20 protein-coding genes are annotated in these 20,253 nt (G+C 63.0%); 8 read left to right on the forward strand and 12 right to left on the reverse strand.

Annotated elements, in window-relative coordinates:
• Positions 1–30: 30 nt before the first annotated feature.
• Genes VFW93_RS00550 through VFW93_RS00565 form a run of 4 tightly spaced genes read right to left on the reverse strand, consistent with a single transcriptional unit; the run spans position 31 to position 4,031 of the window.
• Positions 31–2,187: a chemotaxis protein CheA gene (locus VFW93_RS00550; protein ID WP_329692041.1), complete on the reverse strand. Its 2,157-nt coding sequence runs from the start codon at positions 2,185–2,187 to the stop codon at positions 31–33.
• Positions 2,184–2,477, reverse strand: a complete 294-nt coding sequence (locus tag VFW93_RS00555; RefSeq protein WP_329692042.1) for an STAS domain-containing protein — start codon at positions 2,475–2,477, stop codon at positions 2,184–2,186. The genes VFW93_RS00550 and VFW93_RS00555 overlap by 4 nt, the downstream gene beginning before the upstream one ends.
• Before the next feature lie 21 nt (positions 2,478–2,498).
• Positions 2,499–2,864: a response regulator gene (locus VFW93_RS00560; protein ID WP_329692043.1), complete on the reverse strand. Its 366-nt coding sequence runs from the start codon at positions 2,862–2,864 to the stop codon at positions 2,499–2,501.
• Positions 2,865–2,879: 15 nt separating this feature from the next.
• A complete protein-coding gene (locus VFW93_RS00565) occupies positions 2,880–4,031 on the reverse strand; it encodes a methyl-accepting chemotaxis protein (RefSeq protein ID WP_329692044.1) in 1,152 nt (383 codons plus the stop codon).
• Positions 4,032–4,324: 293 nt separating this feature from the next.
• Between VFW93_RS00565 and VFW93_RS00570 the strand changes: the two genes are divergently transcribed.
• On the forward strand, positions 4,325–6,298 hold the full coding sequence (locus tag VFW93_RS00570; RefSeq protein WP_329692045.1) for a methyl-accepting chemotaxis protein: 1,974 nt from the start codon (positions 4,325–4,327) through the stop codon (positions 6,296–6,298).
• A 155-nt stretch (positions 6,299–6,453) separates the two neighbouring features.
• Complete coding sequence (gene ssb / locus VFW93_RS00575) at positions 6,454–6,972, forward strand: single-stranded DNA-binding protein (protein WP_329692046.1); 519 nt, start codon at positions 6,454–6,456, stop codon at positions 6,970–6,972.
• A gap of 97 nt (positions 6,973–7,069) precedes the next feature.
• On the opposite strand, the gene VFW93_RS00580 is transcribed toward ssb, so the two are convergent.
• Positions 7,070–7,438, reverse strand: a complete 369-nt coding sequence (locus tag VFW93_RS00580) for a response regulator transcription factor (protein WP_329692047.1) — start codon at positions 7,436–7,438, stop codon at positions 7,070–7,072.
• A 333-nt stretch (positions 7,439–7,771) separates the two neighbouring features.
• Between VFW93_RS00580 and VFW93_RS00585 the strand changes: the two genes are divergently transcribed.
• Together VFW93_RS00585 and VFW93_RS00590 are read left to right on the forward strand one after the other, a co-directional pair.
• Positions 7,772–8,998, forward strand: coding sequence for a diguanylate cyclase (locus tag VFW93_RS00585; protein WP_329692048.1), 1,227 nt, complete (start codon positions 7,772–7,774; stop codon positions 8,996–8,998).
• Positions 8,999–9,000: 2 nt separating this feature from the next.
• On the forward strand, positions 9,001–10,275 hold the full coding sequence (locus VFW93_RS00590) for a GGDEF domain-containing protein (protein ID WP_329692049.1): 1,275 nt from the start codon (positions 9,001–9,003) through the stop codon (positions 10,273–10,275).
• Between the two features lie 27 nt (positions 10,276–10,302).
• Here the strand turns inward: VFW93_RS00590 and VFW93_RS00595 are convergent, their stop codons facing one another.
• Positions 10,303–10,608, reverse strand: coding sequence for a DUF962 domain-containing protein (locus VFW93_RS00595; protein ID WP_329692050.1), 306 nt, complete (start codon positions 10,606–10,608; stop codon positions 10,303–10,305).
• A gap of 17 nt (positions 10,609–10,625) precedes the next feature.
• A complete protein-coding gene (locus tag VFW93_RS00600) occupies positions 10,626–11,414 on the reverse strand; it encodes a 5'-methylthioadenosine/adenosylhomocysteine nucleosidase (protein WP_329692051.1) in 789 nt (262 codons plus the stop codon).
• A 328-nt stretch (positions 11,415–11,742) separates the two neighbouring features.
• Here VFW93_RS00600 and VFW93_RS00605 point away from each other — a divergent pair, with 328 nt between their 5' ends.
• The 3 genes from VFW93_RS00605 (at position 11,743) to purT (ending at position 15,223) form a co-directional block, all read left to right on the forward strand.
• Positions 11,743–12,672 carry a helix-turn-helix domain-containing protein gene (locus VFW93_RS00605; protein WP_329692052.1) on the forward strand — a complete coding sequence of 310 codons (930 nt, stop codon included), beginning with the start codon at positions 11,743–11,745 and terminating at the stop codon, positions 12,670–12,672.
• Positions 12,665–13,921 (forward strand): sensor histidine kinase, encoded by a 1,257-nt coding sequence (locus tag VFW93_RS00610; RefSeq protein ID WP_329692053.1) that lies wholly within the window; start codon positions 12,665–12,667, stop codon positions 13,919–13,921. The genes VFW93_RS00605 and VFW93_RS00610 overlap by 8 nt, the downstream gene beginning before the upstream one ends.
• A 69-nt stretch (positions 13,922–13,990) precedes the next feature.
• Positions 13,991–15,223, forward strand: a complete 1,233-nt coding sequence (purT, locus tag VFW93_RS00615; RefSeq protein WP_329692054.1) for a formate-dependent phosphoribosylglycinamide formyltransferase — start codon at positions 13,991–13,993, stop codon at positions 15,221–15,223.
• Between the two features lie 4 nt (positions 15,224–15,227).
• Here the strand turns inward: purT and VFW93_RS00620 are convergent, their stop codons facing one another.
• Complete coding sequence (locus VFW93_RS00620) at positions 15,228–15,989, reverse strand: Crp/Fnr family transcriptional regulator (RefSeq protein ID WP_329692055.1); 762 nt, start codon at positions 15,987–15,989, stop codon at positions 15,228–15,230.
• A gap of 149 nt (positions 15,990–16,138) precedes the next feature.
• Here VFW93_RS00620 and VFW93_RS00625 point away from each other — a divergent pair, with 149 nt between their 5' ends.
• A complete protein-coding gene (locus VFW93_RS00625) occupies positions 16,139–16,456 on the forward strand; it encodes a HigA family addiction module antitoxin (protein ID WP_329692056.1) in 318 nt (105 codons plus the stop codon).
• A 121-nt stretch (positions 16,457–16,577) separates the two neighbouring features.
• Here VFW93_RS00625 and VFW93_RS00630 read toward each other — a convergent pair whose 3' ends face one another.
• The 4 genes from VFW93_RS00630 to dapB form a co-directional block, all read right to left on the reverse strand.
• Positions 16,578–18,077 (reverse strand): AMP nucleosidase, encoded by a 1,500-nt coding sequence (locus tag VFW93_RS00630; RefSeq protein ID WP_329692057.1) that lies wholly within the window; start codon positions 18,075–18,077, stop codon positions 16,578–16,580.
• Positions 18,078–18,249: 172 nt separating this feature from the next.
• Positions 18,250–18,699: a biopolymer transporter ExbD gene (locus VFW93_RS00635; protein WP_329692058.1), complete on the reverse strand. Its 450-nt coding sequence runs from the start codon at positions 18,697–18,699 to the stop codon at positions 18,250–18,252.
• Positions 18,700–18,716: 17 nt separating this feature from the next.
• A complete protein-coding gene (locus VFW93_RS00640) occupies positions 18,717–19,376 on the reverse strand; it encodes a MotA/TolQ/ExbB proton channel family protein (RefSeq protein WP_329692059.1) in 660 nt (219 codons plus the stop codon).
• A 13-nt stretch (positions 19,377–19,389) separates the two neighbouring features.
• Positions 19,390–20,217 (reverse strand): 4-hydroxy-tetrahydrodipicolinate reductase, encoded by an 828-nt coding sequence (dapB, locus tag VFW93_RS00645; protein WP_329692060.1) that lies wholly within the window; start codon positions 20,215–20,217, stop codon positions 19,390–19,392.
• Positions 20,218–20,253 lie beyond the last annotated feature (36 nt).

The following is a 20,253-nucleotide window of genomic DNA, read 5'->3' on the forward strand; positions in this document are numbered from 1 at the left end:
GTATCCGTATCTGATGGCGTTGATGGGCGCTCAGCTGATGCGCTGAGTTGGCTCGTTGGTGCCGTTTGAATGCAAACTGAACGGCGTGCGCCCAGCACCCCCTGGTCGGGTGGCTTCCACTGCATAGCTGACCAGTGCGGGCACATCCAGCACGAGCGCCACATCGCCAGACCCCAGAATGGTCGAGCCGGCAATGGCACGCAGATGACGGAAAAGACTGCTCAGCGGTTTGATCACGGTCTGGTATTCGCCGTGTAATTTGTCCACAATCAGGCCGATCTGGGTGTTGCCATCTCGCGCCACAACCAGGCTGCGACGGCCATTGGATGCGGGCTTCACCTTGTGCAGCAAGGCGATGTCGAAATAGGGCAGCACCTCGCCGCGCAAGTTGAAATACCCCACGCCCACGTCCTGGGTCTGGCTGCACTCCGGCGGCACCTCGATGCACTCGGACACGATCTCCATCGGCATCACGTAATAAGTGCCCCCGACGCTGGTCAGAAAGCCATCGATGATGGCCAGTGTCAAAGGCAGACGAATCTGCGTCGTGGTGCCACGCCCCCACTCACTGGCGAGCTGCATCTGGCCGCGCAAGGATTCGATGCTGCGCTTGACCACGTCCATGCCCACGCCGCGGCCCGAGATGTCGGTGACCTGATCGGCCGTGGAGAAGCCTGGGGCACAGATCAACTGATCGACTTCGTGATCGCTCAAGACCTGGTCTGAACGCACCAGCCCTCGCTCGATGGCCTTCTTCAGGATGCGCTCACGGTTGAGCCCTCGGCCATCGTCGGTGACCTCGATCATCACCTGACCACCTTCGTGATAGGCGTGCAGCGCGATCACGCCACGCTCGGGCTTGCCAGCTGCGACGCGCTCTTCAGTGGTTTCCAGGCCGTGATCCAGGCTATTGCGCACGAGGTGCATCAAGGGATCGGCGATCACCTCGACCATGGACTTGTCCAGCTCGGTATCGGCGCCCGTGATCTGCAGATCCACCTGTTTGCCCAGTTGCTTGCTGACGTCGCGAACCACGCGATGAAAGCGTGCAAAGGTTTCACCGATCGGCACCATGCGCAGCGCCAGAGCGCCATCACGGGCCGATTCAACCAGGGTACGAATGCGCAAGGCCGCTTCGGCAAAGGTACTCGAGCCTTCCTGCTGGGCCACAAGCTGCGCGCCCGAGCTGGCAATCACCAGCTCGCCAACCAGGTCGATGAGGCGATCCAGCTTGTCGGCCTGCACGCGCACGAATCGCGTCTCGTCGCTGCGTCGGTCACGAGACGCCTTGCGACGATCACCTTGAGCCGTTCTGCGCTCTGCAGGCTCGGCGTCGACAACCTGTTCGTCCTCGACCTGCTCATCCTTGACCACCGATTCGACCACATCGACCAGTGATGCGGCGAGATCGGATGGGCCCTCTACCTTGGCCGGAGACAAGGGATCGATGTGCAGTTCACAATCGTCGATGGCGAACTCGAACACGCTGGCAATGGAGTCGCGGTCCCCGCTGGTTTCGAACTCCACCTCGAAGCCCATGTGGCACTCTTCAGCATCGAGCGCCTGCAGATCCGGCACCTGGCTGGACAGCACCTTGACTTTGTGCACCGTGCCCTGCGTGGACAGGTAGCGCAAGAAGGACAAGGGATCCAGACCATTGCGCAGCGCGTCGCCACCAAACTGTACCCAGACACGCCACATGCAGTCAGTGCCGACAGCTTCCGCGGGCGCGACATCCGAAGCATGTTCGGCTGCGCCCGCCTTCTCACCTGCACCGCCCAGCAAGGCGCGCAAGTCGGCGCTCAGTTCCTTGCTCATGGCGTTGAGATCAGGATCACCTTTGGCCGACTCCACGTCGCCAAGCAGGGCTTCCATCTGGTCACGGCTGCTCAACAACAAGGCCATGGCTTCATCGTTGAGCTGATACTGGCCCGAACGCACGGCCTCCAGCAGTGTCTCTACATCGTGCGTGAAGGCCACGACGCGGTCGCACCCGAACAGGCCCGCTGTTCCTTTGATGGTGTGGGCCGCGCGGAAGGCACTGTTGAGCGTTTCGAGGTCGTCTGGCACTTCGTCCAGCGCCAGCAGGGCCTCTTCGAACTGGCGCAGCATCTCACGGGCTTCATCGAGGAAGCCCGCTCTGGCGATGGCGAGGATCTCCTCGTCGCTGGGATCGATCTGGCTCATGCGGTCACCTCCTCTGGATAGACCGAGTGCAGGCTTGCATCCAGGCCATAGACCGTCAACACGCTCTTGACGGCATCGCTCAGGTGCGTCAGCTTGAGCTCCTGCCCCTGTTGCGCCACGCTGAGCTGTGCCGACAGCAGGAGTTGCAGACCGGCGGTGTCCATGTCCGTCACACCGGACGCATCGAACTCGATGTGCCCCTCATTGACCAGTGCCAGCATGGCTTCTCGCTGCTGAGCAATGGCGTGTATCGTCCATTCGCCTGTCAGGCAGGCTGCTGTCGTGCTCATGTTGGCACCTCGCAATCAGGTTCAGGCTGCACAGAGTTTGGCCACCGCATCCACCAGCTGTGAAGGCTGGAAGGGTTTGGTCACCCAGGCGCGCACCCCTGCGGCGCGGCCTTCGGCCTTCTTGGCCTCCTGAGACTCCGTGGTCAGCATGATCACCGGGGTGAACTTGTAGCTGGTCGTCTTGAGATGCTTGACGAAGGTCAGGCCATCCATGCGCGGCATGTTGACGTCGCAGACGATCAGGTTGAGCTTGCGTCCGTCCAACTTGGCGCAGGCATCCATGCCATCGATCGCCTCGATGACTTCGTAACTGGCTTTTTGAAGCGCCATCTTCACGACCTGGCGGAAGCTGCCCGAATCGTCGATGATGAGAATGGTTTTGCTCATGATGCTGAGTCCCCTTTAGAAAAACTCGATGGCGGCTTCCCGCTGGATGGAAGTGTTGCCATGGTGTTCGGAACGCTGCTCTTCCATCGTGTAGCTCGCGTCCAGTCGTGCCAGCCATTCGCCGGCCTGAGCTGAGCTCAGGTCGCCGCCTTGCTGCAACCACTCTGTCAGTCGGTTGATGTCGTCCATGACACAGCACAGCATCTGGCTGAGGCGGTCCTGTGTCTGGAAGTTCATCAACACGCGTTCGAATTCGTCGTGCACGGCGGCACCCGCCTCTTGCAACTCTCGCGACGAACGAGTCATGTCACCCAGGCTGCTCAGCAAGCCGCTGATGACCAGGCGCGCATTGGCCGCAGCCTGATCGCGCAGAGCTTCATCGCTGCTGTCCTGAGCCGCAGCGCGGTTGCGCAATTCCTGCAGCTCCAGGTCGATGCCGTTGGTACGGGACATCATCTTGTTGGCGGCATCGCCTGACTGGGTGGCCAGCTGGCGCACCTCTTGCGCCACGACCATGAAGCCGCTCCCGCGTTCACCGGCACGGCTGGCCTCCACGGATGCATTGAGGGCGACCATGTTGGTCCGCCTGGCGAGCTGCTTGATCTGCAGGGAAATCTGGCGCAGGTCACTCATGGCTTCGCTGAGCATGTCCAGCTTGGCGTAGACCTGATCGCGCGATGCCATGGCCTGACGCATGGGGGCCAGCATCTGCTCCAGTGCAGCCTCGTTGCGTTGGACCATCTCGTCGGCACTGTGGCAACTCAGCGAAAGCTGATTGCCCTGGGTCATCTGAATGGCCTGATCCAGGCGACCCGAAATCGAGCCAAAGGAGGCCAGGATGTTGCCCACGCTCTCTTCCGAGTGGCTGCGGGCGCTGTCCAGCTGCCGGCGCCAGACGGGCAACACTTCTCCGACCAGGGGCGCACCGTTGACCGGGGCGCTCGGCGTCGAGTCGCCCAGCGAGCGTGTCATCACACGCATGATCAGCAAGGTCGCGAGCGCGCCGAGGCCACCCGTGACGAACGGGTTGACGTCCGTCCAGCTGGCCGATTGGGCGGCCAGCATGACCAGACACGCCGCCATGACGGCAGGCGCCCAACTACCCGTCTTGTGCGCGGGCGCGGCGGTGTTGTTCGGATGCGGCTCCGAGGATGGGGGAGATGCCATGAAGGGTCACGCCGGAATGAACTGCTGGATAAGGGAAATCGACGAGCTACAGCCGGTCTTCGACTTGATAGAGGCAATCTTGAAGCAAGGGGGTTCACCCTATGTGTGTAATAAAGCCGGTATCTCGCCGCATTTATTCCATCTCCTGCAGTGAGATATGACTCAACAATCGCGTCAATCGCCCGATAACGACACACCACACGCCGTGTGCCGGCACCACCGTGCCTCTCAGCATCAGGAACGCATCGATGACGCACCCCCTCATCAAGCTCCCAGTCCAATGGGGACAGCGGATGGCGACTTGGCGCCAGGGGGGGCTGCTGTCCGCGTTTCGGGAGTACTTCCGCTACCACGGCGTCCTGGCGCCTCTGGTACGCCTCATGCGGGATGTGGACTTTCGGTACAAGGCCCTGCTCGTGGCGGCCGCCTTCGCCGTCCCCACCAGCTTCGTCGTCAGCGTGCAATTGAGCGATCAGTGGCAGGTCTACCAGCGCGCACAGTTGCAGCGCCAGGGATGGGATTACATCCACAAGATCGACAAGCTCGTGACGGCGGTCATCCCCCGTCGATCCGCCCTGGAAAACGCCTCGATGCCATTGGACAGCTCAACCGATGCTGCATGGCAGAAAGACATCGAACGCAGCTACCTGGACTTGGCCGAATCCCAGGATCAGGTTGGCAACAAGTTCGACGCCATCGACCAGTGGAAGGCACTCAGCGAGGCCTATGTGCGCCTCAATGCTTCGCCTCCTTCCGGCCGCACCCGTGCGGAAATGCATTCCGAGTTCATCGATCTGGCGCAGCGCCTGGGCATTGCCGTCAGCGATGGCGCCCAGCTCACGATCAGCTCGTCCCAGCGTACGCACCTCATCAGCGAGCTGTCCACCGAACTGCTGCCGCATCTCGATGAAGCCATCTACCGCTTGCATGCGAGCTTGAGTGGCCTGATCAGGCAAACCGAACGGCAGCCTGCGCAGTTGGAGCCCGCCTTGCTGGCCGCCAGTGACCTCAAGGAAACACTGGCCGACATCCACAAGCACGCCACACGTGTCAACGCCCAGGATGGCGCGCGATGCCTCAAGGGTACCGAGCCTCTGTTTGCCAACGGCGAGAAATTTGCCAAGGACGTGCGAACGTTCACCCTGGACGCCGGTACGCCGCTGGACATGGCCCAGGCCCTCGTGACCACGCAAGCGCTGCAAAAGGAAGTCAGGCAGCTTCGAGACGGTTGCCTGGCACAGCTCGACACGGCACTGAGCATCAACGAAACCCAGGTTGGCAAGCGCATGTGGTGGCTCTCCGGCATGGTGGCGCTGGGCGTGGTCATGGCCATCTACGTCATGACGGCCTTCTCTCGCGTCATGCGCGGTGGCATGCAACTGATTCAGTCCGAGGTGGCACGCATGGCGCGTGGCGACCTGTCCAGCCGCGCATCTGCCCGTGGCGATGACGAAGTAGCGGACACCTTGCGCAGCCTGCGTGCATCCCTGTCGCGACTGGCCGACCTGTTCACCGTGGTGCGCCGTGGCGTGGCATCCGTGTCGCATGCGTCAGGTGACATCTCCACAGCCAGCGAAGACCTGGCCCTGCGCATCCAGGAAGCCAGCGAAGCCATGTCCGGGCTCCAGCAAGGCATTGCCACGACCCTGGATTACCTCGAAGCCAATCAGCAATGCGTGGCACAAGCGGTGGACCGCGCCAAGGACGTCACCGCCGATGCGGGACGCAGCCGCCGGGCCATGACCCATCTGGCCGACGTCATCGACAGCCTGCAGGGTCGCAGCCGCGAAATCGGCAAGATCGTCAGCCTGATCGATGGCATCGCCTTTCAGACCAATCTGCTGGCGCTCAATGCATCCGTGGAAGCCGCCAAGGCCGGCACGGCAGGCAAGGGCTTTGCCGTGGTGGCCAGCGAAGTCCGCAGCCTGGCCCAACGCGTGGCCGATGCCGCAGCCCAGATCAACAAGGTCGTGGGCGACTCCACCAACGAGATCGCACAAGGGCAGGAAATCGCCCGCGGCACGGTAGAGGCCGTGCTCTCGACCGAAGCCAATGTGAACGAGATGGGGCGCATCCTGGGCAAGCTGGCCGATGTGACAGCCAATGGCCGCAGCAATGCCGAACTCATGACCAACACCCTGCACACGGTCACGGAAAACAGCGAAAAGACCAGCGATCTGGTCGTGCAGGTGGCCCATGCCGCCAAAGAGTTGCGCCACCAGAGCCTGAAGCTGGCCGAACAGGCCTCGCGCTTCAAACTGGGCTGATCCACCCAGGCCTATAAGGCGGATTTCCCGCCATGTGGAGCCCCCGTGCGGGCGCCCTCCCCTGAGGGTTAGGCCGAATCCTGAACGCGGTGATAATCGTGCTGCTAACTAACGGCACCTTAATTAACCAACCTTCAGCTTTCAGGAATCAGGCCATGGCCTCCATCAACAAAGTCATCCTCATCGGCAACCTGGGTCGCGACCCCGAAGTGCGCTACACCCCCAATGGCGCAGCCGTCTGTAACGTTTCCGTTGCCACCACGCGCAACTGGAAGGACAAGAACAGCGGCGACAAGGTCGAGGAAACCGAATGGCACCGTGTGGTGTTCTATGACCGTCTGGCCGAAATCGCCGGCGAGTACCTCAAGAAGGGTCGCCCCGTGTACGTGGAAGGCCGCCTGAAGACACGCAAGTGGCAGGACAAGGACGGCAAGGACAACTACACCACCGAAATCGTGGCCGAACAGATGCAATTGCTCGGCGGCCGTGAAGGTGGCGGCGGCGGTGGCTATGGCGGCGGCAACCAGGGTGGCGGCGACGACTACAGCCAGGAAGCGCCTTCGGCTCCCAGCCGTCCCGCAGCGCGCCCCGCAGCGGCACAACGCCCTGCGCCGGCCCCCGCACCGAAGTCGTCCACCGGCTTCGATGACATGGACGACGACATCCCGTTCTGACACGGCAGGTCACCAACGGCCTCACGTTAAAAAAAGCCCTGGTCAGGTTGCCCTGCCAGGGTTTTTTGCTTTCCAGGGCGCGCCTCGCCCCGACTTGTCAGGCAGCGAGTTGATCCCTGACCGTGTTGACCAACTGGGCTGGGCTGAAAGGCTTGGTCAGATAGGCATCTGCACCTGCCTCCATCCCGTCCTCTCGATCGGCATGCTGCCCCAGGGCCGTGAGCATCACCACCCGAATGTGGCTCAACTCGGGATCGGCCTTGATACGCCTGCAGACGGCAAAGCCATCGAGCAAGCCCGGCATCATCACGTCCAGCAGGATCACGTCAGGCTGGAGGCTGGCGACCATCTCCATGCCGATATCGCCGTTTTCGGCCTCGTGCACATCCAGGTCTTCCATTTCGAGTGAAAAGCGAACCAGCGCCCGGATGTCGGCATGGTCTTCCACAATCAGCACGCGCTTCATGACTCTTACCTTCTGCCAGCATCAGCTGACGGCTCGTCAAGGGAAACCGCTTTGCACCATTGTCCCCTCACCAGTGCTGTCACGTGATGTCAATTTGACGTGACAACGCCCGTCATTTCGCCCCATACAGGCTCCTGACGTGAGATGCATCACGCCACATGCAGACGCCCAAGGGGAGAATCGCGTCAAGCCACCCTGACAGGGGCCGAAAACATGGGCAACGCTCGTGTGTCCCATCGGCTCCGGCGTTGCTGTCGCATGACTGAACTGGCCGACTCTCCACTGCCAAACGCATCACACTCATCGTCTGAAAGAGACGATGAGGCACTGGTCATGGACCATGCGATTGGCAGCGACGCAGGGGGCAAGGCGCCTGTGGGTGATTTCGAAGCCGTCCTGCAAGACGGCTTTCTGCGCTTGCGCTTCCCTGACGAGATGGAAGCGCGCTTCCAGGAAGACACGAGCGCGGAGCGCGTGCGCCTGCTGCGCATTGGCGCGTTCCTCGGCCTGCTCCTGGCGTGCGGCCTGCTGGCCACCGACTGGATCATGGTGCCCGATCGCTTCGCTGCGGCCACGCAATGGCGCTTGCTGTTTCTGGTGCCCTTGCTGGGCCTGAGTGCCGCCTTCCTGCAGATGGTGCCGCCCTTGTGGCAAGACAGATCGGGCCTGATCAACAGCCTGCTGTCTGCCAGCGTTCACTCCTATCTGTGCGTCAGCAGCACGGACGAGCTGGCTGGCCCCTACCTCGTCACCCTCAGCATGATCGTGCTGTTCAACGGTGGCGTCACGCGCATGCGCTTCTGGCGCGCCTTGCAGATCGACACGGTTGTACTGGGGCTCTTCGCCTGGGCCTCGATGAACATTCCCAACCCCAATATCCCGGTGATGGTCGGCCAGGCGCTGATCATGGTGTCGACGACGGTGTTCACGCTCTACAACAGCTACAGCCTGGAGCGAGAAGAGCGCACCAACTGGCTGATGCGCCAGCACGAGCACCAGTTGCTGAGCAAGCTGGAACGCGGCAACCATCGCCTGGACCAGATCACGCGTTTCGACCCCTTGACCGAGATCGCCAATCGCCGGCATTTCGATGAGTTTGTGGCGCAGGTCTGGTCTCGCTGCGCGCGCGATGGCACCGCTGTCGCCGTGCTGATGATGGACATCGACCACTTCAAGCTCTACAACGATCACTATGGCCACCCGGTGGGCGACGCCTGCCTCAAGGAAGTAGCGGCCACCTTGGCCCGCTCCCTGCGCCGCCCCGGCGATCTGGTGGCGCGCTTTGGTGGAGAGGAGTTCATTGCCGTGCTCAGCCGGACCACCCTGGCCGAAGCGCTGGCGGCGGCGGAGCGTGTACGCCTCGCCGTGTGGGAGCTGGCCAGGCCACATCGCGCGTCCCTCACGCAGGATCGCGTCACGATCAGCATCGGGGTGGCTTGCCTGCGCGCCAACGAGCCTGGCGCCAGCACCATCCGCTTGCTGGCCCAGGCTGACGAAGCGCTGTATCAGGCCAAGGCCAATGGGCGCAACCTCGCCCGGGCATTCGGGCAGGAGGGCTGACCATGGCCAGTCAGCAGCGTGCCATCCTGCCGCCACGCCGAGCCATTCAACCCTCGGGCTCCGCCGCGCGCACAGAGGTGAGCGAGGCCTCTTCGCAGTTCGACCGCGCCTTGTCATGGATGCGCTTTCCGCCCACGCTGGAAAAGCAGTTCCTCAATGAAGGCGCACCTCGTCGCATCCGCTACTTCCTGATCAGCGGGCTGCTGTCCTTGCTCGTCTTCAACGGCTTCCTGCTCGGTGACCTCTTGATGGTGCCGGACGTCTTCCTGCTGGCCGTCAAGGTTCGCCTGCTGTGGTTCACACCATTTGCGCTTGCCTTTCTCCTGCTGACCTGGCTGGTGCGCAATCAGGTGCCTCGTCGCATTCCTCCGGCGGCGCTGGAATACCTCGTGATGACCAGCGGCGTGCTGGCAGGGGCCTGCCTGGGCTACATCCTCTCGGTCAGCCGCGCGCCCAACAGCCAGTACTACCACGTCGGGCTGATGGTGGTGATCATGTACGGCAACATGGTGCAGCGCCTGCGCTTCTGGTATGCCGTGGCCTTTTCCTTGATGGTCTATGCCATCCACATCGTGGGGGTGTTGACCGTCCCCTTCTTCAACCAGCGGCTCATCCTGCCCATGGTGGCCTTGCTGGGCGCCACGGTGGTGTTCACGCTGATGGCCAGCTACGCACTGGAACGTGACGAGCGCCGCCAGTACCTGCTGTCGCTTCGTCGCAAGAACCTGCTGCAGGATCTGAGTGAAGTTCAGGCGCGTCTGCAGCAACTGTCACGCATGGATGTGCTGACCGGCCTGTTCAACCGCCGCCACTTCCAGCAATACCTGCAACAGACCTGGCAGCGTGCCCGGCACGGCGGCGACATGGTCGCGATCATCATGCTGGATGTCGACCACTTCAAGCGATTCAACGACCGCTATGGCCACCCCGCTGGCGATCAATGCCTGCTGCGTGTGGCGCAAGCCCTGCAGGACAAACTGCGCCGGCCAGGCGATCTGGTGGCCCGCTACGGCGGCGAGGAATTCATTGCGGTGCTGCCTCATGCGGACGCCGACATGGCGCTCAAGGCAGCTCAACGCGTGAGGGAAGCGATTGCCGAACTGGGCATCCCGCATGAAGACTCGGACACGGCCACCACCGTCACCGCCAGCGTGGGTGTGGCCACCTGCCAGGCCCGCCCCGATCTGCGAGAAGAGGATCTGATCGCCGCGGCAGACTCGGCCCTCTACAAGGCCAAGCAACAGGGCCGCAACCGGGTGGAGGTGCTGTCGATCTGACAGCCGCCACGCCATCAGCCAACGCGTTCAGAAAGGCAACTTGCCCGTCAGGGTCTGCCAGTACATCACCCAGTCGCCCATGAGGCTGTAGAGCGGATAGGTGAAGGTCGCAGGGCGGTTGCGTTCAAAGCGGAAGTGCCCCACCCAGGCAAAGCCATAGCCCACCAGAGGCAGCAGAAACAAACCCGACCAGGTCTGCGTGCCGATGGCCCACAGCAGCACCGCCAGCACCATGGTGGAGCCGATCACATGCAGACGACGGCAAGTGCGATCCTGATGCTGAGACAGGTAGAAGGGATAGAAGTCGCTGAAGGACTGGTAGCGCTGTTCCATGGTGTGTCTCCGTTGTATCAACCGCGTTGCAGCAGGGCTTCGACGATGGCCAGTGAATAGTGCCGCGCCACGGCGTGGATGAATCGCGGGAAGTCGATGTGCGCGTCATCGTCGGCGCGATCCGAGATGGTACGGATCACGGCATATGGCACGCCAAAATCATGGCAGACCTGGGCCACCGCTGCGCCTTCCATTTCTACCGCCAAAGCAGCCGGCAAGGCCTGTGTCAGTTCGCGACAGGTCTGCGCCGCATTGATGAACTGGTCCCCACTGATGATGAGCCCCTGGTGAACCTGCGGCAAGCCCAGGTTCAACGAGGCCAGGTGCACATCGGCCAGGGCACCACCTGATGCCAGCGCCGCCGGACTCAGCACCTGCGCCACCGTGTCTCGCACCATGGTCGTGAACGCCGCAGGCGGCGAGAGCGTGCTCACCCCCAGGCCCGGCAATTCGAAACGCGGAAACAGCGGCGAAGCGTCCATGTCATGCTGTACCAGCGCATCGGCCACCACCACGTCGCCCACCCGCACGCCATCACCCAGGCCACCCGCCACGCCGGTGAAGATGATCTGGTCCACGCCATAGTGGCTCAGCAGCATCGTGGTTGTCGTGGCGGCCGCCACCTTGCCGATGCGGGACAACACCGCGACCACCTCGCGCCCATGCAGATGCCCTACCCAGAACTCACGGCCGGCAACGCGCTCCACCGACTCATCGGGCATGACATCGAGCAGCGCTTGCAACTCTTCCGGCATCGCGGCCATGATGCCGATGCGCCCTGTTTGGTGCCCCGTCTTGAAAGTCATGGGAAATCTGCTTGAAATGGCTGCACAAGCCTGCATCATGTCGCAAGCCGGACGGCCACACAGCGGGCATGAAAAAACCACCCCGAGAGGTGGCTTTGAAAAGCCCGAAGGCACCAACCGCGTTCACTTGGCGTCGGTGCGCCGGTAACGTGGTTGTCCTACCCGGTCACCCGAGTCGGAGTCATAAAAATTCCCTGAGCGGCGCCATATGAGGTGATCTTTTTTCAGCGCACAATTCATTGTATCGATCATATTTGGCGCTTTCGCGCAAATGTGATGTTTTGTTACCTTTTGGACAACGCTGATTGTCTGGATTCCCGACAAACGAATGAACACCGACCTTCCAGTCGATGACGGCCACGACGCCTCCGGCACAGGGTTTTCCTGGGCCAGCGCCTGCTTGTCGGCCTTGCTTGAGCGGCATGGCGTGCCCAGCCGCCACCAGGCCACTGAAATCGCGCATATTTGCGCGATTTCAGTGAGCCAGGCCCGGCGCAAGTTACGAGGTGCGGTCTGGTTGTTCGATGAAGTCCAGACCATCTGCCGCCACTTCGGGGAAAGTCTGGACACCGTTTTCGGTGCGTCAGCGTTGCAAACTGGCAGCACGGGCAGCCAGACCGTGCCCAATCCCGCCAACACCTATCCGGCTACCTTGCTGATCGACGGCCAGAAAATGGCCTGCAACATCCAGCTGGGGCCCTTGTGCACCACCGCGCGTGATGCGAGTTGCCAGGGGCTGGTGGCCTTCTACAACCAGCGCGAAGGTTGGCTGGTGTCAGGCATCCACCGCATGCAGCAGGAGGGCTACAGCGGGGCACATTACGCCGTCGAGCAACTGCAGGTGCGCAACCCGCTCGAACAGGCCAGAGCCCGGATCGCGGTGCTCGACGACGACATCGGCTCTGCCGGCGCCCTGACGGACTGGTTCAACGAAGTGGGCTATGAAGCACACGCCTACACCAGCTCGGCAGCCCTGCTGGCGCGCCCGCTGTCGGAGCACGATGCTTTCGTGGTCGACCTGATCCTGGGAGGCGGCCAGACCTCGCAATCGATCGTGGAACGCATTCGCCTGGAACAGCCCGATGCCCCCATCGTGCTGCTCACAGGCCAGTTGAAGGACGGCACCGCCTCCGAAGCCACGCTGGCCACCATCCTGCGCACCCAAGGCGTCACCTTCTTCGAAAAACCGGTGCGCCCAGCCGTGCTGACAGCCGCCATCCAGAGCGGACTTGATCGTCGCTCACCCCAACATGACTGACGCCATTGCCCAGACTCAACCCCAGGAACGAGTACGGCTGATTCTCTGGTCCAGCGCCCTGGTGGCGGTGGGCGCCCTGTCCGTCTGCCTGGCCGGGTTGACCACGCCCTGGGACCGCTTCTGGGTGCCCACCATGGGGGCGCTTTACGCACTGGTGGCCGCACTCCTGTGGCGCAAGCCTGCATGGCTGACACCCCTGGTCTTTGGCGTGCTGCTGCTGACCAGCGTGTACTTCATCGGCGGCCTGTATGTCGCCTCCAATGACCACAATGCAACGGGTCTGTATGCGCTGGCCTGCGCCGCGCAGTTCATGACGATGTTCTATGTCGCCGCCTTTGTGGCCTTGGGGCGTGTGGCCAATCTGCTGTGCTGGTTGCACTATGCCGGCTTGATCGCCATGTACCTGTACCGCTACGGCCCCGTGATGCATGGCGCGGAAGACATGGTGGGCCACACCTGGGGTGTCCTGCTGGCCGCGCAACCCGCCTGTATCGTGGCGCTGCACTACATCAGTACCTTGAAAGACCGCCTGCGTGCCACCGAGCGCGCATCGCATGAAAGCAAGGAGCGCTTCCTGGCCATGCTCTCGCACGAGATTCGCAGTCCGTTGCAGTCCATCCTGGGCTCCATCGATCTGCTCGCGCTCAAAGCCAGCACGCCGCCCGAGCACCGGGCCATCGAGCGCATCCGCAATGCAGCCTCGCAACTCGACACCCACTTGCGCGACGTCACCGAATACACCCGACTGGAAAACCCGGCGTGGCGTCTGCAACCACAGGCGGTGGACCTGGCCTTGCTGGTTCAGGATGTGTGCGACACCTTCCAGCCGCAAGCGCAAAGCCATCACATCAAGCTGACGTGCGAGCTCCCACCCAGCGACAGCCTGAGCCTGCAGCACATCTGGACCGACGGTGCACGCGTGCGCCAGATTCTGGGCAACCTCATCGGCAACGCCCTGAAGTACACACCGTCGGGCAGCATCATCGTCCGCGCCAGCAGGGTGGCGTCCGCGGGCCCGGTGCAACTGGAGGTCATCGACACCGGCATCGGCATCCCTGCCGAACAGCATGAGCGCGTGTTCGAACCGTATGTGCGCCTCGAAGATGCCCGCATCACGGGCGCAGAGGGCTCCGGCCTGGGGCTGGCCGTCGTGAAGCGACTGGCCGACCGCATGGGGGCTGCGGTGCACCTGCAAAGCCAACCCGGCCAGGGCAGCCATTTCACCGTGATCCTGCCTCAGCAAGGCTGAACGGCAGTCTGCCTGCGGCGACAATAACGCCATCCCTGTTCCAGCCCTTTTTCAACACGCAGGCCCACCATGACCCATCCTGTTCAGACCCTGCCGCTTGGCACCCCTCTGTCCCCCTCAGCTGCACGGGTCATGCTGCTGGGATCCGGCGAACTCGGCAAGGAAGTCCTGATCGCCCTGCAACGCCTGGGTGTCGAGACCATCGCCGTGGACCGCTACGACAACGCCCCCGGCCAGCAAGTCGCCCATCACAGCCGCACCATCACCATGAGTGACCCGGCGCAGTTGCGCACGCTGATCGAAACCGAGCGCCCGCATCTGGTCGTGCCTGAAATCGAAGCCATCGCCACGCCTGTCCTGGAAGAGCTGGAGGCCAAGGGCGTGGTGCGCGTGATCCCGACCGCCCGCGCCGCGCGCCTGACCATGGACCGCGAAGGCATCCGCCGTCTGGCCGCCGAAACGCTGGGCCTGCCAACAAGCCCCTATCAGTTCTGCGACTCGCTGGCCGAACTGCAGGCCGCCATTGACGCCGGCATCGGCTACCCCTGCATCGTCAAGCCTGTGATGAGCTCTTCCGGCAAGGGCCAGAGCAAGATCGACGGCCCGCAAGACGTTCAGAAAGCATGGGACTACGCGATGGCCGGCGGCCGCGTGAGCCATGGCCGCGTCATCGTGGAAGGCTTCATCGATTTCGATTACGAGATCACCCAACTGACCGTGCGTGCCGCGGGTTCAGGCACGGCTCAAGGCCAGATCGCCACGTACTTTTGCGAGCCTATCGGGCACCTGCAGGTCAGCGGTGATTACGTTGAAAGCTGGCAGCCTCACCCCATGAGCCCGGCGGCGCTGCAAAAGGCGCGCGACATCGCGAAGGCCGTGACCGACAACCTCGGTGGGCAAGGCCTGTTCGGTGTGGAGCTCTTCGTCAAGGGCGATCAGGTCTGGTTCAGCGAGGTCAGCCCCCGCCCCCACGACACTGGTCTGGTCACCCTGTCCACCCAGGTACAAAGCGAGTTCGAGCTGCATGCACGCGCCATCCTGGGCTTGCCTGTCGACACCAGCTTGCGTGCGCCAGGTGCCTCTGCCGTGATCTACGGCGGCGTCGACACGCAGGATGTGGTCTTCGAGGGGGTGGCCGAGGCCCTGTCCGAGCCCGGCACCGACCTGCGCCTGTTCGGCAAGCCAGAGAGCTTCGTCAAACGCCGCATGGGTGTGGCGCTGGCCACGGATGTCACGATCGACGCGGCCCGTCAGAAAGCGCGAACGGCAGCCGGCAAGGTCAAGCCCCGCGCCGCACGCTGAGCCATCAAGGCGCCTCTTCCGGCAACACCATGGATTGACGCAGGCTGGGGTCCACCGCCCCGGCCCGCGCCACCAGTGCCGGCATGTCCACGATCTCGATCTCAGCGTAGTGCAGCGCCAGCACACGCTCGCGCTCCAAGGCCCTGAGCGCCTTGTTGACGGTTTGCCGTGAGACGCCCAGCATGCGCGCCAGGTATTCCTGGGGCAGGCGAACCCGTCGCCGAATGCTGGGGTTGGTCGACTGTCCGAAATTGGTGGCCGAGAACAGCAGGCGCCTGGCCAGTTGCTGCTCGATGGACAAGGTGGCGTTGTCTTCAATGGCCGTCAGGATGAGCCTCAGCTTGCCGCAAGCCAGACGCGCCAGATCACGCCAGTGCGTGGGGTGCTGGCCCAGCCATTCCAGCATTTGCGGACCACTCACGACCATCACGGTGCTGTCGGTGTCCGCAATCGCGTCCTGGCTGCGGGGCATGCCGTCGATCAGCGAGATCTCGCCAAACCAGTGATACGGCTCCACGTACATCGTCAGGCGATGGCTGCCATCCTTCGGGTTGATGGACCCGATCTTCAAGGCGCCGGCCACCACGCAGCACAGGCTGTCCTGTGCCTCACCGCGTGAAAACAGGAATTCACCAGTCTTGATGTGCCAGAGCCTGGAGCGCTCGATCAAGGCGAGTTGCAACGGTTCCGGACAGCTCGCAAACCAGAGATGGGACTTGAGCGCCGGCAACAAAGTCAGCGGCGTGGATTCAGTTCGCCTTGCCATGGTTTCATCAAACGGTAAACGGCATAAGTGTTTTCCCGCAATCCCCCGAAATGGTTAGATGAATCGCGTGTAATTGTCCAAGTATTGACAATCTAATCGAGACAAACCTCATACGATCAGGCAAGTATCTATGAAAAACCCTTAGTCCTATGAGCAATTCACCTGCAGTGCACCCCGGCGCCATCCTGCGCGCCAAGTTCATGGAACAACATGGCCTGTCGGCCAGCGGCCTGGCGATTCGCCTGCACGTTCCTGCCCCTCGCGTGAACGACATCGTGCGTGAACGCCGCGGCATCAGCCCCGACTCCGCCCTGCGTCTGGCTCGCTTCTTCGGCACCACGCCCCAATACTGGATGGACCTGCAAACGGCCTACGATCTGCGCGTGGCCGAAGAGCTGGCTGGCGAGCAGATCCGCCGTGAAGTGGCACCGGTTCAACCCGCTGCCCCCCTGGCTGCTGCAGCCTGAACATCGAACATGAAGCGCGGGTCGGCAGCGACTGATCCGTGCACCATGCATCGTTGCACGCTGCGCTGAGGCCATCTAGTAACACAAGGTAGCATCAGCGCAACCATAACGGGTTAGCCCGTTACTGGAATGCGACCTCGGCAAAGCTGCGCAGCTTTCTGCTGTGCAGTTGCCCAGCCATATTGGCCCTTAAACGCTCAATGGCGCGCAAGCCGATGCGCAAATGCTGGTCTACCCGCTCGCGGTAGAACTGGTTGGCCATGCCAGGCAGCTTGAGCTCGCCATGCAATGGCTTGTCACTCACACACAGCAAGGTCCCGTAAGGCACACGGAAGCGAAAGCCGTTGGCGGCAATGGTCGCGCTTTCCATGTCCAGCGCCACGGCACGGCTCTGGCTGAAACGCCGCTCCGGCTCGCGCTGCGGCAAGAGTTCCCAATTGCGGTTGTCGGTCGATGCCACGGTGCCCGTGCGCATGATGCGCTTGAGCTCGTAGCCATGCAGTTGCGTGACATCGGCCACCGCCCCTTCCAGCGCCAGCTGGATTTCAGCCAGAGGCGGAATGGGCACCCACAGCGGCAGATCCTCATCCAGCACGTGGTCCTCGCGCACATAGCCGTGGGCCAGCACATAGTCACCCAGTTGCTGTGAGTTGCGCAGCCCGGCACAGTGGCCCAGCATGATCCAGGCATGAGGTCGCAAGACGGCGATGTGGTCGGTGATCGTCTTGGCGTTGGCAGGCCCCACCCCGATGTTGACCATCGTGATGCCACTGCGATCGCGACGGATCAGGTGATAGGCCGGCATCTGCGGCAAGCGCGGGGGCGCCGCGCCCAGGGCGTCCGCGGCCTCCACGGACTGCCCCACCCTGCGTGTGATCACATTGCCAGGCTCGATGAAGGCCACGCAATCATCATCGTCACGCGGGTTCTTCGGATCTGGTGCACGGCGCATCAGTTCATGGCCCATGCGCACGAACTCGTCGATGTAGAACTGGTAGTTCGTGAACAGCACGAAGTTCTGGAAGTGCTCGGGCGAGGTGCCCGTGTAGTGGCGCAGGCGATGCAGCGAATAGTCCACACGCGGCGCGGTGAACAGCGACAGCGGCCTGGGTGCGCCGCCGCGCGTCTCGTACGTGCCGTTGGCAATGCCATCGTCCATCGAAGCCAGATCAGGCAGATCGAAGCGATCACGCAGGAGCAGGCGCCGCTCGGGTGACATGCTGCCCTCCAGATGCTGGTGCTCGGCCAGGCTGAAGTGCACGGGGATCGGGTCACTGCCCAGCCCCACCTCGATGGACACGCCATGGTTGGCCAGCAGCAGGTCGAACTGTTCGCGGTAGTAATCGGCAAACAGATCAGGGCGGGTCAAGGTGGTTTCATACGTGCCCGGCCCGGCCACGAAGCCATAGGACAAGCGCGAATCGGCACGCGCCACGGTATCGGTATGGATGCGCGCGAAAGGGTACTTGGCCCTCACATGGGTCTTGATGTTTTCTCCGGCCACGAACCGCTGCAAGGCATCACGCAGGTGCGCGATCTGGGCGTCATACAGTTTGGTGACATGGTCCAGCGCCGCTTGTGCGTTGTCGAATCGCTGGGTGGGAAACTTCGGGGCTGCCATCTTCGGTCCTGACCAACAGTCAACTTGAGGACCATTGTGCGCGCAGGCTCAAGGGGCTGAGGGCCGAAATGCGCGGCGACTACCGCCTTGTCGTACTGGACACACAACGACCTGCCTGCTGGCGTGGCCAAGCGCGCCCGCGGCTTCAGATGCGCTTTAAGATGGCTTGTTGTCAGGGCGCCGAAGCGGCCGCACCCGCCGCATCAGGCTCGGCATCGGTCACGAAGGCAATGCGATTGAGCCCGGCCTTCTGCAAGGCACTGATCAACTCGGCCACATGGCCATAAGCCACCGCCCGGTCGGCCCGCAGGTGCACCTCGGTATCGGGCTTCTTGCTCGACAGCTCATGTGCACGCTTCGTGATCGCGTCCACGCTGCTGGGCTGATCATCCAGATGAACCAGGCCATCGGCCGTGAGGGCAATGGCCAGCACGGTCGGGGTGTTGTTCGGTGACGGTTGCGCATCCACCTTGGGCAGATCCAGCTTGAGCCGGGAGGTCATCAAGGGGGCTGTCAGCATGAAGATGACCAGCAGCACCAGCATGACGTCGATGAGCGGCGTCATGTTGATCTCGCTCATGGGCTGACTGCCCTGTGGTCGCTCCAGACGCCCGAATGCCATGTGCGCGCTCCGCCCGATCAGTCGCCACGACCCGGATGGGCCAGCAGCGTTTCGCGCAGATCGTGGGCAAAGCCCTCCAGATCGGCTTCGCAGGCCGACACGATCTTGCCGAAGATGTTGTAGGCCAGCACAGCCGGAATGGCGACCGCCAGGCCCGCCGCCGTCATGATGAGCGCCTCGCCCACGGGACCGGCCACCTTGTCGAGCGAAGCCGAGCCTTCGGCCGCAATGCCCATCATCGCGTGATAGATGCCCCACACTGTGCCGAACAGGCCCACAAAGGGGGACACCGCCCCCACCGAGGCCAGGAGCACCTGACCACGCTGCAGGCGCGCCAGCACGGCATGCAGGCTGTCACGCAGGCGTCGCGTCAACTGGGCCTCAGGCAGGGCCTGCGCTTCCAGCGTGCCGCCAGCTACCGGGTGGCTCACAGCCTCCACCAGCGGCAGCAGCACACCCTCGCGGTCCAGCGCCTGCAGGGTCTGGCGGGCGGCGCTCATGTCGGCCGAGGCCCAGAAGGCCTGCGCGCCTTGTGTCAGATCGCGGCGAGCCCGGTGCAGCAGCCAGCTCTTCCAGATGATCACGACCCAGGCACCTATGGACATCAGCAGCAGCATGATGGCCACGGCATGGCCGATGGCGTCACCTTGCTCCCAGAACTGGCTCAAGCCTCCCATTTGTGGTCCTTGCTTACTTCAGGCCGAGCACATCGTCCATGCCGAACAGCCCATGAGGCTGGTTCGCCAGGAAACGCGCGGCGCGCAGGCTGCCCTGCGCATAGGTGGCACGGCTGGAAGACTTGTGCGTGATCTCGATGCGCTCGCCAATGCCGGCAAACAGCACGGTGTGGTCACCCACGACGTCGCCGCCGCGGATGGTGGCAAAGCCGATGGTGCTGGGATCGCGCTCGCCGGTCACGCCTTCGCGACCGTAGATGGCGCATTCCTGCAGGTTGCGGCCCACCGCTTCGGCCACGACTTCACCCATCTTCAGGGCCGTGCCGCTGGGCGCATCCACCTTGTGGCGATGGTGGGCTTCGATGATTTCGATGTCGTAGCCTTCCTTGAGCGCCTTGGCCGCCTGGGCCAGCAGCTTGAAGACCACGTTCACCCCCACTGCCATATTGGGCGACATCATGATGGCGATGTCTCGGGCGGCATCCTGGATCTCGGCCTTCTGGGCCTCGGTGAAGCCCGTCGTGCCGATGATCATCTTCACGCCCAGCTCACGGCACACGCGCAGGTGCTCCATGGTGCCTTCAGGGCGGGTGAAGTCGATCAGGTAGCGCGCGTCCTTGAGGCCGGCGCGCAGATCCGAGGTGATGGCCACGCCACTGGTGCTGCCCAGAAAGGCCGTGGCGTCGGCGCCGATGGCGGGGCTGGCGGCGATATCGAGCGCCCCGGCAAGCTGGGCGTCGTCGGCATTCAGAACAGCTTCGATCAGCATGCGGCCCATGCGGCCGGACGCCCCGGCAATGGCGATCTTGTGAACAGGGCTGGCGTTGTCGGCGGTGCTCATGGCGGTGTTATCTCGTCAAAACAGATGTGGAATCAG

Origin of the sequence: Aquabacterium sp., from assembly GCF_036279675.1 — a bacterium.
Classification (GTDB): domain Bacteria; phylum Pseudomonadota; class Gammaproteobacteria; order Burkholderiales; family Burkholderiaceae_C; genus Aquabacterium.

Bases quoted from the DNA above. Each gene is read 5' to 3' on its own strand.
- VFW93_RS00550 (WP_329692041.1), bottom strand. From the start codon at position 2,187: ATGAGCCAGATCGATCCCAGCGACGAGGAGATCCTCGCCATCGCCAGA.
- VFW93_RS00555 (WP_329692042.1), bottom strand. From the start codon at position 2,477: ATGAGCACGACAGCAGCCTGCCTGACAGGCGAATGGACGATACACGCC.
- VFW93_RS00560 (WP_329692043.1), bottom strand. From the start codon at position 2,864: ATGAGCAAAACCATTCTCATCATCGACGATTCGGGCAGCTTCCGCCAG.
- VFW93_RS00565 (WP_329692044.1), bottom strand. From the start codon at position 4,031: ATGGCATCTCCCCCATCCTCGGAGCCGCATCCGAACAACACCGCCGCG.
- VFW93_RS00570 (WP_329692045.1), top strand. From the start codon at position 4,325: ATGGCGACTTGGCGCCAGGGGGGGCTGCTGTCCGCGTTTCGGGAGTAC.
- ssb (WP_329692046.1), top strand. From the start codon at position 6,454: ATGGCCTCCATCAACAAAGTCATCCTCATCGGCAACCTGGGTCGCGAC.
- VFW93_RS00580 (WP_329692047.1), bottom strand. From the start codon at position 7,438: ATGAAGCGCGTGCTGATTGTGGAAGACCATGCCGACATCCGGGCGCTG.
- VFW93_RS00585 (WP_329692048.1), top strand. From the start codon at position 7,772: ATGGACCATGCGATTGGCAGCGACGCAGGGGGCAAGGCGCCTGTGGGT.
- VFW93_RS00590 (WP_329692049.1), top strand. From the start codon at position 9,001: ATGGCCAGTCAGCAGCGTGCCATCCTGCCGCCACGCCGAGCCATTCAA.
- VFW93_RS00595 (WP_329692050.1), bottom strand. From the start codon at position 10,608: ATGGAACAGCGCTACCAGTCCTTCAGCGACTTCTATCCCTTCTACCTG.
- VFW93_RS00600 (WP_329692051.1), bottom strand. From the start codon at position 11,414: ATGACTTTCAAGACGGGGCACCAAACAGGGCGCATCGGCATCATGGCC.
- VFW93_RS00605 (WP_329692052.1), top strand. From the start codon at position 11,743: ATGAACACCGACCTTCCAGTCGATGACGGCCACGACGCCTCCGGCACA.
- VFW93_RS00610 (WP_329692053.1), top strand. From the start codon at position 12,665: ATGACTGACGCCATTGCCCAGACTCAACCCCAGGAACGAGTACGGCTG.
- purT (WP_329692054.1), top strand. From the start codon at position 13,991: ATGACCCATCCTGTTCAGACCCTGCCGCTTGGCACCCCTCTGTCCCCC.
- VFW93_RS00620 (WP_329692055.1), bottom strand. From the start codon at position 15,989: ATGGCAAGGCGAACTGAATCCACGCCGCTGACTTTGTTGCCGGCGCTC.
- VFW93_RS00625 (WP_329692056.1), top strand. From the start codon at position 16,139: ATGAGCAATTCACCTGCAGTGCACCCCGGCGCCATCCTGCGCGCCAAG.
- VFW93_RS00630 (WP_329692057.1), bottom strand. From the start codon at position 18,077: ATGGCAGCCCCGAAGTTTCCCACCCAGCGATTCGACAACGCACAAGCG.
- VFW93_RS00635 (WP_329692058.1), bottom strand. From the start codon at position 18,699: ATGGCATTCGGGCGTCTGGAGCGACCACAGGGCAGTCAGCCCATGAGC.
- VFW93_RS00640 (WP_329692059.1), bottom strand. From the start codon at position 19,376: ATGGGAGGCTTGAGCCAGTTCTGGGAGCAAGGTGACGCCATCGGCCAT.
- dapB (WP_329692060.1), bottom strand. From the start codon at position 20,217: ATGAGCACCGCCGACAACGCCAGCCCTGTTCACAAGATCGCCATTGCC.